Genomic DNA, 13,982 nt, shown 5'->3' on the forward strand with positions numbered 1-13,982 from the left:
GTTGTAGTCATGACAGGAACACAGGACCGCCGATCGGATGTATTGGGCGGTCGCGATCGCGAGAGCGGAGTAGCGCCGGCGCCGGCTCCCGTGGACCAAAAGGATTTGCAGCGGGTCGAATTGCTTTCCGGCGAGATCGACGCGGCGAAGGCAGACCTCGCAAAGACAAGGCGGGACTTGGCCGCCATGGCTGAGGCCGTCAATGCGCGGCAGGCGAGGGAACGCGAACTCACCGAGCAGTTCAACGAGCGGACGCACGAACTGCTGCGGGCTCGAAAGCGGCCTTTTCGGAACCTTGGCGTCTATCTGGCCTTCAAAGCGCTGAAGGCGCTGTCTTCCAGCGGATCGCCCCTTCCAGCGCGGATGAAATCACGCTTTCGGCGTAGCGCCGCCAGGCGCGATCCGAAACGATATCTGCCCGAAATCGAGCCGGCGATCGCGGCGCTGCCCGACCTTGTCGAACCGGGTTTCGTCCTGCCAGGACTCGTGCCTTATCGGGACGATCGGCCCGTCGTCGTCATCGTGAGCCATGAGGCCAGCCGCTCGGGTGCGCCGATCCTCGCCCTCAATCTCGCGAGGACCTTTGCCGAGCGCTACAATGTCGTTGTGGTCAGCCTGCGCGCCGGCGAGGTCCTTGTCGATTTCCAGGAGACTTGCACGGAGGTTCGTATCGCCGCCCAGCCGTTCGACAGCGCCGATCAATACGGCCCCATGTTGGATGAGATCGGCGCGGCAGCCCAGCCGCTCTTCGCGGTCGTGAACTGCATCGAGTCCCGGCATATGCTCCGCGCCTTGCGGGAGCGCGGGATTCCGACGGTTGGCCTCTTTCATGAGTTCGCTTCGAACATTCTGCCGAAGACGGCTTTCGCCGAAGCGTTTCGGGAGGCGGACCAGATCGTGTTCTCGACCGAACTCACGATCGAGAATGCGCTGGAACAGACCTCCTTCGTGCGGACCGAGCGTTTCCATGTGCTGCCCCAGGGGCGGTGCGAACTGCCGGGGCGCGGGGAATCCGAAGCTTCGCGCCAGAAGGAGCGCGCGCGCCTTGATGCCGTGCTGCAGCCGAACGGTCCCGACGCCGGCGAGTTTCTCGTGCTCGGGGCCGGCTATGTGCAGATGCGCAAGGGCGTCGACCTCTTCATCAACGTCGCGCGGCGCGTTCTTTCCACCCCAGAGGGGCGTTCCGCCCGCTTTGTCTGGATCGGCCCAAAATACGATCCTGAGCGTGACGCCGGCTACTCCGTCTATATCGAGGATCAGATCACCCGCGCGGGCCTGTCTGATCGCATGACGATGGTGCCCGAAACCTCGGAAATCGATCATGCCTATGCGCTGTCGCGCGTGCTCCTTTTGACCAGCCGGCTCGATCCGCTGCCCAATGTGGCGATCGACGCGATGTCCGAGGGCCTGCCGGTCATCTGCTTCGAAAAGACGACCGGGATCGCGGATCTTTTGAAGGAGGCGGGTCTCGGACCGGCCTGCGTCGCCGACTATCTCGATACCGAGCAGGCGGCATCGAGGTTGCTCGACCTCATGCGCAGTCCCGAGCGCTATCGCGAGGTCGCCGATCGAACCAGGGACTATGCCGCCAAGAGGTTTGACGCCAGGGCATACGCGCTTCAGATCGAGGACCTGGCGCTCTCGGCACGGGCGGCTGCCGAGGGTCTGGAGAGCGATCTCGCCGTGATCGCGGCCTCCGGGCAATTCGATCCCGCTTTCATGCTTCCCGAATGGAAGCGCTCCGCGTCGCCGAGCGAGGCCGCCCACTACTACCTGACAGAGAACAAGCGCCAGCCAGAGCCGCGCCGGCCGGAACCCGGGTTCAATCCGCTCGTCTTCGCGGAGGCCATCGCGGCCGAGACTGCACGGCCGCGAGATGCTTATGCCGAGTTCCTGCGCCGAGACTGTCCCGCAGGTCCCTGGTCGCGGCGGGTCATTCGCGAATCCGATCCGGCCACCGATGACAGTGCCTCGCCTGCCATCAGGACGGCGTTGCACATCCATGCCTATTATCCCGATGTCGTCGCGACTATCGCCGGACGCCTCGCGGTCAACGCCAGCCGGCCCGACCTCTTCGTCAGCGCGGCCGACCAAGCGAGCCTCGATCAGGCGGTCGAGCGATTGCAGGCGCATGGCGGCCGGATCGCCGAGGCGCGGGTCACCGCTAATCGCGGCCGGGATCTCGGCCCTTTATTAACCGCGTTCGGTCCGGCCCTCGTGCGCGACTACGAGCTCATAGGCCATGTCCACACCAAGAAGAGCGTATCAATCGCCGACCGCGCCATGATCGAACGCTGGGTGAACTTCCTGTACGAGAATATGCTCGGCGGCGATCAGGGCGGCGCGATGATGGACCGTGTCATCACTGCCTTCGCTCGTGACCCGCGGCTCGGCTTGGTTTTCCCGTCCGATCCCAATATTCTTGCATGGTCTGCCAATGAAGCCGATGCGCACAGTCTTGCTGCGAGGCTTGGACTAGACATCATCCCGCGACATTTCGACTTTCCGGTCGGATCAATGTTCTGGACGCGTGCCGAAGCCATTGAACCTTTCGTCAGGCTCGGACTTAACTGGAGCGATTACCCGCTTGAGCCTGCGCCTCGTGATGGCACTCTCCTGCACGCGATCGAGAGGCTGTTCGGCATTGTCGCCGAGCGTCGCGGACTGAATGTCGCAGTCACGCATGTGACCGGCGTCACGAGGTAGGGAACAGCAACCGGGGCAGGATGGCGGCAGAGCCGGGACTCGCCTTGTCCCTGGCTGGGCGAGACGGGATATCGTGCCGATGGCCAGCAGGTCAGAAGGCTCGCGAGACGAGATCAGAACGGTTGGCTATATCCCTGTCGATGGTTTGGGATGGCCTCTGGAACAGAGGTGATGTGTTTTGCGCCCGCGGCGGGCGACGTGGGGACGATGCCGCCTAAGTGACTTGGTCCGTCCGGTCACTTGTGACAACTGAGCTGACCGCCAGCATCCCGAGGGATGATGTTGGAGATTGCGCGGACCTGGGACAGGGGAGGATTTGCACAGTGGTGTCGTATAGACGGGGTCGGATAACCTGTTCGAGTCGGAAAGCCTTATCTGGAGCTTCGGGCCCCGCCGAATCATTGTCCGCCGCATGGCAGGACCATTCGCCCTTGTCAGCGCTCTCCTCCGCGGGACGCCGCTAGCATGTCGTCCGCCGCAAAGCTGCTTACGGTAACGCGTCCATCGTTGCCGCCCTTCGACGATATGGTTGGCTTGCTCCGCGAGATTTGGGACAGCGGAATCCTGACCAATGGCGGCCCGTTCCATGAGCGTCTGGAGGCGGCGCTCGGCGAATATCTCGGCGTCCAGCATGTCTCGCTGTTCAGCAATGGCACGATCGGCCTGATTACTGCGTTGCAGGCGCTCGAGGTCGAGGGCGAGGTCATCACGACGCCCTTTTCCTTTGTCGCGACTGCACATGCGCTGCTTTGGAAGCGCCTCACGCCGCGCTTTGTCGACATTGATCCGCGTACGATGAATCTGGACCCCGAACGGATCCGGGCGGCCATCACGCCTTCGACCGCCGCGATCATGCCTGTCCACTGCTACGGACGGCCGTGCGATGTCGACGCCATCGAGTCCATTGCGCGCGAATATGGGCTGAAGGTGATCTATGACGCCGCTCATGCCTTCGGAGTGCGTTTGTCGGACGACAACCTCTTCGCTCACGGCGATCTGTCTGTCCTCAGCTTCCACGCCACCAAGGTGTTCAACACGTTCGAGGGCGGCGCCATCATCTCTCCCGACGCCGCTATGAAGCGGAGGGTCGATCAGCTCAAGAATTTCGGATTTGTCGACGATGTCACCGTGGTTGCGGCGGGCATCAACGGCAAGATGAATGAGTTCAGTTCCGCGCTGGGCCTGCTGCAGCTGCGCGATATCGATGCGATGATCGCGCGACGTGGCGAAATCGACGCCTACTACAGGGATCGCCTTAATGGGGTACCCGGCATCGAACTGACGGGGGCGGGCAATGCGGCGCGACCCAACCATTCCTACTTCCCGATCCTGGTCGGCCCGGAATTTCCACTGACGCGCGATGAGCTTTATCAGCGTCTGCGGGCCAATGGGGTGTTCGCACGCCGCTATTTCTACCCTTTGATCAGCACGTTCGGCATGTACAACGAGCTTCCTTCGGCGGCCCAATCCAACCTGCCCGAAGCGACGCGCATCGCCTCGCAAGTGATCTGCCTGCCGATCTATCCGATGCTGGAAGAGCACGAGATCGACCGCGTCATTGCCGTGATCACCGAGGCCTCGCTATCGTGAGACCGATGACGGGCCTGGCTCAGACCAGCACGGCAAGCGACGTCGCAATGGCTTCTGCGAGCGTCGGGAGCGTCCGAACCCGAAAATGACGAATTGACATCCCGGATGCCCGCATATCGTTCGAAGGCGTATGTCGACAGTCTCTCCGAATTCGGCGAGGCGGCGGCGCTGCCCGGCAGTGGCGGCTGGTTCCTTCGCAGGTCGATCGCAGGCCACGATCTCCATGACGGCATGACCTATCCCATCCTCGCCTGCGAAGATTGGTCGGCGCTCGCGGATGACATCGAAGGGTGGCGCGGCAGGCTTGTTAGTTTTGCGACTGTTCCCGATCCCTTGGGACAGTATGCGATGGCAGATCTCGAGCGGGCCTTCCCAGATCGTCTCGTGCCTTTCAAGCATCACCATGTTGCCGACCTATCTTTTCCGACCGATCGGATCGTCTCGTCCCATCACGCTCGTCAGGTCGGCAAGGCCTTCCGGAAGGGTGTCGAGGTGGAGGCCTATTCGGATCCTCGCGTCATGCTCGATATTTGGCTCGGCCTGTTCGACCATGCGATCGAGAAGTTCGATATTGGCGGCATTCGGAAGTTCTCCCGCTTTGCTTTCGAGCGCCAGCTGGCCCTTCCGGGAGCCATCATGTCAGTCGCCCGGCAAAATGGAACGCCTGTCGCGGCGCATTTTCTACTGGTTGGGGATGGCGTCGTGTATGCCCATGCCGCCGCTGCCAGCCCCGCGGCCTACAAGCTTGGCGCTGCCTATGCTCTTTACTACCACGACCTCAAGTATTTCGCGGACAAGGCCCAATGGATAGATTGGGGCGGCGAACCGGGGATGGCGCAGGAAGGGAATCTCAGTTCGTTCAAAGCGGGCTGGTCGACGGGTATCCGCCAATCCTATTTCTGCGGCCGCATCCTGGATCGAGAGCGTTATGCGGCTCTCGCCAGCGCGTCGGGAACGCCGGCCACGTCCTATTTTCCAGCTTACCGAGTGGGAGAGTTTGACTAGGACCCCAGTTGGGTTCCCTCGTTCGGGGTGGGGCCTTCCGCTGCGAAAGCTGGATGACAAGGAATGCCGCCGGTCGGCGCGACGGGAGACGTGCGGTGCAGGCAACGGCGTGAACGAGGGGATTGCGCCGCCGGATTTCTTGAGCGGTCGTCGCTCCGACGGTACGATCTTCTAGGACGATCTATAACGCCAAGGTTCTGTATTGGCAGGGCTGGTGGCTGGGAGGTATCTGTGGATTTCAAGAAATATTGGTCTGTCTTTCCTACGCAGTTTGTCGAAACCGATTTCGCCAAGCAGGTTCAGTATACGATTAAGGGCGAGCCGATCGGCAAATCCTACATCGACGATATTGCCGCCAGCATCGTCGAGAACCTGGCGATCAGCCCCGAAGATCGGGTGCTCGACCTGTGTTGCGGGAACGGCATGTTCACGATCGAGCTCGCCGAAAAATGCAAGCACATCGTCGGCGTAGATTTCTCGGACTCATTGGTGAATGTCGGGAAAAAGCATAATATCCGCGATAATGTCCAGTATATTGAAAGTGACGCAGTCGAATATATACGTGAATTCGCCGCGTCGGGGCAGACGTACGACAAGATTCTCGTCAATGGCGCCTTCCAGTATTTCAACAAACAGCAGGGACGGGCGCTTATCGAAGGCATGGCGCAGGCTCTTGAGCCAGGGGGCAGAATCCTTCTCTGCGGCGTCCCCGATGCCCGCCGAAAGTCCGGGCTTTACGATACGCCATCCAAGATGCTGCGACACTACTGGCGAATGCTGGTCGGCCGGGAACGGATTGGCGTGTGGTGGACCGAGAAGTCCATCCGGTCCATCAGCGAGCAGTCAAAGCTCAACTGCGTTTTCAAGGACAGTCGAGGCCAGACGAGCTCCCCCTACCGCTTTGATGCGATTCTGACGGGGAAGGCTCTGGCAAATCGGACAAGCAGCTGATCCTGCCACGCCAAGTGGCTGCGCGGGCCCCGAGCGGCTTTTGAGTCGGCACTTTTCATGCGCCGCGGACTAGCGGCAAGGTGGCTCCGCCGGCCCGCGCACCGATTTCGGCTGGTTTTGTTCCTAAATCCACTGCAGGTGGACGATGAACGCAACCAGCCCGGCGATCACCAGGCCGAGGCCGATGGCAATTCGCTTTTCGCGGCGGCGTATCCGACGGACGCGAGTCGTTGAAGCGTGCACCGCCGCTTGAAGGTCCTGACCACGGGCCTCGGCAAGTTCTGCCTGAGTTTCTGCGAACTCGGTCTTGCGGTGCGCGGTCTCGAGCGCGTCTTGCAATTGTCGTCCATGGGCCTCTGCGGCGTGGGCCCGAGCTTCTGATCGGCGAAGCTTTTCGATCGCCTCCGAATGCCTGGCCATGAGATCGGCATGCCTGGCCGTGAGATCGGCATGCCTGGCCATGACATCGGCAATGGCCGCCTGGGAACTGGCCATCTGGGTTGCGAGGTTGCCCGCGTGACGCCACGCCTCGTCCCGCCCGGCCTCCGCCGTATGCAGTTGGCTTGCCACGACGTCGACACGCCATTGGGCCTCAGAGCGCTTCGCTTCCGCTTCGTTGATGCGCGTTTGCATCTCAATAAGGCGAATCCGGGTCGCTTTTACTGAAGCCGCAGCCTGCGGTGAGCTCAGCTCCGCGTCGCCGGACGCGGCCGTCTGCTCTTCGGTCGGCTCTTTCAGAACGGTCGAGAGCACGTGTCGGGCGGTGTCACGCCGACTTTTTTCGAATAGAGCAGCATAGCTGGGACCGAGATGCGCCTCGATCTCGATCTGCATGCACAGCCCCAGCAGGATTTGCTCTGATAGCGGCCGTGTCGCCCAATAGGATTCCCCATGGATGCGATAGCGGGCCACGAGTCCGTCGATGTGATCGATGAAACCGGACCTCGCCGCCAGCAAATAAAGGGGCCAGTCGCCGGCCGGCATGTCCCTGACCCAATCGGGCACCTCCGGCAGCGCCGAGTGCCGTATCATGACTGAGCAGGTTCCGAGGAAATTACCCGTGGTCAGATCGGCGATCGTTCCTCGATGCCCGAGTCCTTTCATGACGCGGATGACCTCACCGTCATCGGTGACGCGCTCGACGTCGTGATAGGTGATCGCGCTATCTGGATGCGCCTCCATGAAGTCGAATTGCGCCTGCAGCTTGTCCGGCGAGACCCAGTAGTCGTCACCGTCCAGAAGAGTGATATAGCGCCCGCGCGCGGCTCGCATCGCACGTAGGACCACCTCGATGCTGCGCAGATTGTCCTCGGAGCGCATGAGGCGGATGCGGCCGGGATCACGCTCCACGTAACTCTTGACGATCTCCCCGGTGCTGTCCGTCGACCTGTCTTCTGAGATGATGACTTCGAACGGAAAGTCGGTCTGCTGCGACAGGACGCTATCCAGAGCCTGCTCGATGTAGCGCTCGTGATTATATGTCACGATGATTGCGGAAATGGCGGGCTCGACGGCGTCGATCGTCTTGACAGTCGGTACCTCTGCGCCGGCTTCGTCGCCGCGGCTTACTGCTGCAATCCTGCTCTCCGCACCATCATTCTCGACCAGTTCGTCGATTTCAGCCGCATCGCTCCCGGTTTCTGATGTCACGTTCTCTTCCATCCCAGCATCAACCGCCTCGATCCTCCGACCCCGCCAGTCACATAGAGCACTTCGCAATCGAAGGGAATCCTGTGAGACCATGTGCTTTCAACTTGATGTCCTTGCTTTTGACGCCCTTGCTCTAGAAACTTGGGGCTGCGGTACACATTCCCGTTGCGAGAAATTCTGCGCGTCGCTGATGCGTTGTTTGCAGCAGTTGAAATGGCCTGCGGCCTCGCGGCTTGGCGTGTTGATCAATTCCCGATATGAGGCAGCGGCGGCGCAAAGGACGAGACCGTCAAATACGGTCGGTCCGCCTCGAACGGAGTAGGGTTTCCGGATGCGGTGTTTGGTTCTGGGCGGAGACGGGTTTCTCGGATCGCATCTGGTGGAGAGCCTTGCCGCCGCCGGTCACGCTGTGCGGAGTTTTCGTCGGTCATCTGCGGCCGGCCATTCTCCACTCACGAGTCTCCACGGGAACCCGCCCGGTACGATTGAGATTTTCAGTGGCGACTTCCTGTCGAAGGACGATCTGAAACGGGCGCTCGAAGATGTCGACGTCTGCTATCACCTCATCTCGACGACGATCGCCAGCACCTCCAATGCGGATCCGACGTTCGACGTCGGAACCAACGTGCTGGGCACGCTGCGCCTCCTCGAAACGGCGGTAGCGGCCGGTACCAAGAGAATCGTGTTCGCTTCGTCCGGCGGCACGGTCTACGGCGTCCCACGTTCGGTTCCGATCACCGAAGACCATCCCACGGATCCCATCTCGTCCTACGGCATCACCAAGCTCGCCATCGAGAAGTACCTCCATCTCTATCATTCTCTGCACGGGCTTGATTATGTCGTGCTGCGTCTCGCCAATCCCTATGGCGAGAGGCAGCGGCTGCTAGCCCAGCAAGGGGCCGTCGCGGTGTTTCTTGGGCGTGTGTTACGGGGCGAGGAGATCGTTATCTGGGGCGACGGAGAGGCCGTCAGAGACTTCGTGTATGTCGGCGATGTTATCGATGCGTTTGTCGCTGCGGCGGAGCCGCTCAGGACGGACGAGCGCGTGCTGAACATCGGATCGGGGTGCGGCTGCAGCCTCAATATGATCCTCGATGCGATCGAGGCCGTGACAGGCCGGACGACCCTTCGTCGCTACACGCCCGGCCGGGTCTTCGACGTTCCGGTGAACGTACTCGATATTGCCGCTGCCCGGCGCTCGCTCGGCTGGGCACCACAGGTCGACCTCAAGGAAGGACTGCGTCGCTTCACAGCCTGGATCGAGCAAAGCGGGACCCTCTGACGACCGGAGCGACGCTCTTGGGGCGCTGCCGGTCTGTTCACCGTCCCGCCTGCCAACCGAAGTTCACCGCCGATACTCGCGAACATAAGTTGTTGCGTAATCGTAGCCGGCTTTCTTCGTTGCAAAGGGCAGCATCCGTTCCAGCACATGCAGCAGCGTGCCGTCGATCGGCACGGGCTCCAGCGGATAATCGTCCCATTTCAAGCCGAGATCGAACAATGGCGCGAGCGCGGCCGGCCGCGCCCAGAACATGGTGCCGATCGGGAAATCGAAGTGATTGCGTAGCTTGATGCCCATCCGGGCGGCAATGTCTTCGGCAATGCCCCGGTTATCGTTCCAATCCCAGAGATAAGGATCTTCTGCGAATACGAGACCGAGCTGCGGATCGGACTCGAACGCGCGAGCGATCTCATCCATCATCGGGAACTCGCCTCCGACCAGATGCTCCCACAAGAAGGTTCGCCACACCTCGCCCATGGACGTGGCACTATGAAGGCTACGCTTGCCGTGAAAGTGGCCGATCAGATCATAGGAGAAGATCTTTTCACGCGGAAACGCGCTGAGGAACGGACCGATATCGCGACCCTGGTTGGGAACAACGATGACGGTCCCGGTTACGTCTAGCGTCGCCAAGGAACGCTCGAGTTCATCTTGCCGCTCATCGCTGGTGGTCGTGATCAGTAGGTCGCAGCGGGTCCGGCTCCGAGACAATCGCTCGACAAATTCCGGCAGGAGTTCTGGATAGTGGAAATGGCCATGGACTGCGACCTTCAGACGGCTTGCCGCACGCGCGGTGTCTGCTTGCGGCGTGATGACTTTGTGGCGCCATGGGCCATTTGGAGCGCCTGAGCGCAGATAGTGAGCCAGCGGATCTTCACCGGTATCCTCCCGGTAGTCAGCATTCTCGGCCGCATAGATGAGAGGGTGGAATCCCTCGACAGGACGCCGGACGAAGTGGCCGGAAAGCGGCTCACCGCGCGGCACGGCGTTGCGGGACGCTCGCAGATAGTTGCGGAGGGCTTCCTTTTCGCCGAGTTGCACCAAGGCGCCTGTCTGATAGAGCGTGCTGTTGAAAATTCCGGCGGCCTCGATGGTCTCAAAGTCGAGCCGCGCCTGCCGATGCATTCGCAATGAATGTTGCGCCAGCTGGTCCAGGGCCCGGACATAGCCTTGCATGTCAAACGTGCTCTCGCCGATCTCGCGCATGGCCGCTGACAGGGTCTTACGCAGCTCGTCATCGGTTGCGAGATCGATCAGTCTATCTGCGAGCGCCCCCGAGTCGAGATAGGGCACGACCAACTGCCGTGTGTCGGGGCGTTTCAGCAAGATTTCCGCCATACCACTGGCGTTCTCGAAGCAGAGGACGGGAATCCCCTGCAATGCACAGTCGATGGAGACATTTGGCAGAGGGTCGAGGCGCGACGACAGGACCATGACGTCGGTGCGGGCGTATAGAGGCTCCATGTCGCTGAACGCGCCAAGGAAGCTGAACCGGTCACCGAGACCGCTCCGTTCCACTTGTGCCTCGATGAAGTCGACATAGGGCTGATCGTAGGTGTAGGCCTCGCCCGCCCATGCGAACTTGACCTTGAGGTCAGGCCGGCGTCTCGCCACGTCTGCTGCTGCAGCGATGAAGGAATCGACACCCTTGCGCATCGAGATCATGCCCATCCCGACGATGAAAAGGGTTCCATCGCGGGGAGGCAGCGCACTCACATCTCCATGCTCGGGGAGATTTGGCCGCTTGAGAATCTGAGGATTCGGTGCCGGAGCGCCAGTTCCTCCCTCCGGGAGCTCGGAACTACCCTGCGGGAGAATAGCGTAGCGACGCGGCAGAATTTTGCCGTGATCGGAGAGTGCCGCGTCTGCCACAACCTGCGCCGGAAAGACGATCTGCGAGGCGTGCTCGAAAAGGGCGCTCAGCCGGCCCACGGGACGATAATAGCTCGAAAATTCGTGGACCAGCGCGACTACCGGAACGCCGTTGCGCTCGAATTCGGGAACGACGCCGCGGGTCTCAACGCTGTTGGCGATCACATATTCGGGCCTGTAGTGCCTGATCAGCTCTTTCGCCAGCTCATCATATTCGGCCTCGTAGGGCTGAAAGCTGTCGGGGAGTTCCACCGTCACGTCTGCGACTTGCTGGAATGCCGTCAAGAGGGCTCCCGGCCGCTGGAGAACAACGACGGCGTTATATCGGTTTTGGATGGCGCGCACGATGTTCCAGGCGAGGATCGGGGCGCCGGTTCGCGAGGCTTCGTGGACCATCACGACCACCGTCGGGCGGCTTGGGTTGACCAATCCCGCGGGGAAACTCATGCGGCTTGTGGCCGGCCCCGCTGAGCGGCCCTCATTCCGGCCGAACAAAATGTAATGGCTCAGCCGGCGCTCTGCGACGTCGGGGTAGAGGCGTGTGTAGAAGGTGGGATCAAACGCAGCCGAAGGCGCCAGACCGCTGGCTTCGCCATGCCTTACGTAATGAGCGATCGGCGACATCCCCATCGCATGGGCGTTCGCCGTGCCAGCATAGAAGGACGTATCAAAAAGGCCGCTGGATTCGATGAGGGCGATATCTCGCTCGTCTTCAGCCCGATTTTGATCCGGACCCGCGAGGAGCGGCGCCTGGAGGCGTGCCATCTCCCACTCAAGCTGGAAGCGGGCCGGCTTGCGCTTCTGCAGCGAATTCTGAAAGCTGCGAAGATTGCGTTTTGGCAGCAGCGGCTTCAGCAGCAGGATCATGCGCAGTCCGAAGCGCTGCAGGCCCTGCCGCATCGGATTCCACGGCTTCGAATAGGCGCGTCGCAACTGCCAGGCGAGGTGGTCGCCAGCCGCGGCCATGGTGGTGATTTCCCGCCGGGCTTCGCGCGTCGCCTGCTTCTCCCGCCAGAGCTCCTGCTCGATCTCCTCGACCCTGCGGAGCACCAACTGGCGCTCCTGCTCCCGGGTCTTGAGCACGTCGGCGAGGCGTTCCGCCTTCAAGCGGGCGTTGGCAATCTCCTGCCTCAGATGGTGGGCGGCGCTTATGGGAAGCTGTCGCAAGCCGATATCGACAGGAATTGGATCGTGGAGACTGGACAGAGGCCGCTCGTTCCCTTCGCCAATTTCGGCTTGGATCTTGCCCTCAAGCCGAGCGTAACGCCGGATGTCGTCGGCCATCAGCTGCCATCCAAGCGAGCGAGCGAAGTGCTGGAAGAGCGCCAACTTGCTTAGCGAGACGCCCTTGGCGGGCTCGGCACAATCGAACAGGGCATCAAGACTGTCGAACAGCGAGCGATAGACGAGGTGACCAATTTCGATCGGCTCGGCCATCCGCCATTCCTGATTGAAGAACCGGGGCGTTGCCCCATCTTCCGCAACTAAATTGCGAGGAATGGCGTCGATGAGGCTTCCCGAGATAGTGGTGTTCGCATCGGGAAGAGGCGATTCTGTTAAGCCCGCTTCGGAGAGGAGGGCGTCGAACCAGCGCCGAGCCCAGCCTGTCCAGTCATCAAGGGTCCAGCCCGGCCGCGATAGCAGCGCCGCGAGTTCGGCGTGCCAGCTCGGCGCAGCCTCGAAAGGCTCATCCGCGGCGTGCAGCGAGATGGCGGCGGACACCGTTGCAGCAGCCTTCGGCGCAAGATGGCGCCGCTCGACCATCAGGGCGCCGTCGCGCCAGACGAAACGGAGTTCTTTCGCGAAGGCGGGTGGCCGCGGCGCGCCGTAGTGCACCGCGAGCACCTCGTGTTCCGGCAGTTCGGCATCCGAACTCACGACGAGGAAGGAATCCGTCAGATCCGGCCAGAGGCCGTTGCGGAAAGCCAGTTTCCAGGCGTGGCCATGCGAAAGAGCGACGGGCCTGCGTCCTTGCGGATCGGCACGGACTGCCGCCGCGATCAAGGCCGACAGGTCTACGTCGTGCCGCAGCAGACGGTCGGAGAGCAGCGAGACCGGAAGCTTGCGGTCTGGCAGCGGAAACCACCACTGCTGGCTCGGCAGGCCGTGCTTTGCCAGACGAAGCGAAAGTTCGGCCCGTCCGAACGTCGCCAGACCGTCTGTTGGAAGGAGGTCATCGATAGGATTTTCGGCCGAGCCGGAGAGATATTTTAGCCCGAGCTGATTCTCGACCGCGATGATGAAGATGCCGCCGGGCCTCAGGAAGCTTCGCGCGCGCGCCATCAGCGCAGCCACTGGATCGGCCTCCTCGGCGCCGAAGAACAGGCGCGTGGACCCTATAAGGTCGATCAGAGTTACCACGTCGAACTGCTGCCCCTTCGGCAGCGAAGCGAAGTCGTCGGCGACGACGCTGACGTTCGGAAGGTCGGCACACCGTGCGGCTGCGGCCGCGGCGCGGCGCCTGCGCTTCTCGACAGCGACGACGCTGGCGCCTGTCTCGCCGAGGTAGCGGGTTAGGCTCCCGCTACCTGCGCCGATCTCGAGGATATCTCCCTGCAAAAGATGGCGGAGCGGGCGCAGGAGGTTGGCGCGCCTTGCACTGAAATCTTCGCTGACGGGGCCGTCCGGGTCCGCTTTCTGAAGTTCGAGCGACAAGGACGAACGATCGAAGCTTTCGTGCATGATCCTGGCGACGCGGTCGTCTGCATCGTCACCATCGGTGACATGGGAATGAAGCTCCTTTCCCCGATGCCAAAGATTGAGTGTTGCGTTGAAGCGATAATATTCGCCAAGCCATACGTTGTTCTTATTCATTCTCTGATTGTCTTGTCGATCGCCGAGAGGTGGTTCCAAACAATCTGGCCGGGAGGCGAACGAGAGGATCGCGCGGGCGTCACGTGCGCAAACTCTCGGATAACATTGTCAG

The 13,982-nt window shown here is 61.6% G+C and carries 7 protein-coding genes and 1 pseudogene; 5 read left to right on the plus strand and 3 right to left on the minus strand.

Annotation, left to right across the window (positions count from 1 at the left end; genetic code table 11):
* Positions 1-186 precede the first annotated feature (186 nt).
* From BUB39_RS08330 to BUB39_RS08345, 4 genes are all read left to right on the plus strand, one after another.
* A complete protein-coding gene (locus BUB39_RS08330) occupies positions 187-2,706 on the plus strand; it encodes a rhamnan synthesis F family protein (RefSeq protein WP_175561779.1) in 2,520 nt (839 codons plus the stop codon).
* Between the two features lie 465 nt (positions 2,707-3,171).
* Positions 3,172-4,296, plus strand: coding sequence for a DegT/DnrJ/EryC1/StrS family aminotransferase (locus BUB39_RS08335; RefSeq protein WP_073052444.1), 1,125 nt, complete (start codon positions 3,172-3,174; stop codon positions 4,294-4,296).
* Between the two features lie 231 nt (positions 4,297-4,527).
* A complete protein-coding gene (locus BUB39_RS08340) occupies positions 4,528-5,301 on the plus strand; it encodes a GNAT family N-acetyltransferase (RefSeq protein WP_175561781.1) in 774 nt (257 codons plus the stop codon).
* Positions 5,302-5,532: 231 nt separating this feature from the next.
* On the plus strand, positions 5,533-6,252 hold the full coding sequence (locus BUB39_RS08345) for a class I SAM-dependent methyltransferase (protein WP_073052446.1): 720 nt from the start codon (positions 5,533-5,535) through the stop codon (positions 6,250-6,252).
* 123 nt (positions 6,253-6,375) lie between these two features.
* Here BUB39_RS08345 and BUB39_RS08350 read toward each other — a convergent pair whose 3' ends face one another.
* On the minus strand, positions 6,376-7,914 hold the full coding sequence (locus BUB39_RS08350; RefSeq protein ID WP_073052447.1) for a glycosyltransferase: 1,539 nt from the start codon (positions 7,912-7,914) through the stop codon (positions 6,376-6,378).
* A 367-nt stretch (positions 7,915-8,281) separates the two neighbouring features.
* Between BUB39_RS08350 and BUB39_RS08355 the strand changes: the two genes are divergently transcribed.
* A complete protein-coding gene (locus tag BUB39_RS08355; RefSeq protein ID WP_244540176.1) occupies positions 8,282-9,184 on the plus strand; it encodes an NAD-dependent epimerase/dehydratase family protein in 903 nt (300 codons plus the stop codon).
* A 63-nt stretch (positions 9,185-9,247) separates the two neighbouring features.
* On the opposite strand, the gene BUB39_RS08360 is transcribed toward BUB39_RS08355, so the two are convergent.
* Positions 9,248-12,934: a rhamnan synthesis F family protein gene (locus BUB39_RS08360; protein WP_244540177.1), complete on the minus strand. Its 3,687-nt coding sequence runs from the start codon at positions 12,932-12,934 to the stop codon at positions 9,248-9,250.
* Positions 12,935-13,285: 351 nt separating this feature from the next.
* A pseudogene (locus BUB39_RS25975) lies at positions 13,286-13,870 on the minus strand (class I SAM-dependent methyltransferase); the annotation flags it as partial.
* Positions 13,871-13,982: the final 112 nt, after the last annotated feature.

Source organism: Kaistia soli DSM 19436, from assembly GCF_900129325.1.
Taxonomy (GTDB): domain Bacteria; phylum Pseudomonadota; class Alphaproteobacteria; order Rhizobiales; family Kaistiaceae; genus Kaistia; species Kaistia soli.

What these genes read in the sequence shown, in the direction of transcription:
- BUB39_RS08330 (WP_175561779.1), top strand. Translation starts at nt 187, where the DNA reads ATGGCTGAGGCCGTCAATGCGCGGCAGGCGAGGGAACGCGAACTCACC.
- BUB39_RS08335 (WP_073052444.1), top strand. Translation starts at nt 3,172, where the DNA reads ATGTCGTCCGCCGCAAAGCTGCTTACGGTAACGCGTCCATCGTTGCCG.
- BUB39_RS08340 (WP_175561781.1), top strand. Translation starts at nt 4,528, where the DNA reads ATGACCTATCCCATCCTCGCCTGCGAAGATTGGTCGGCGCTCGCGGAT.
- BUB39_RS08350 (WP_073052447.1), bottom strand. Translation starts at nt 7,914, where the DNA reads ATGGAAGAGAACGTGACATCAGAAACCGGGAGCGATGCGGCTGAAATC.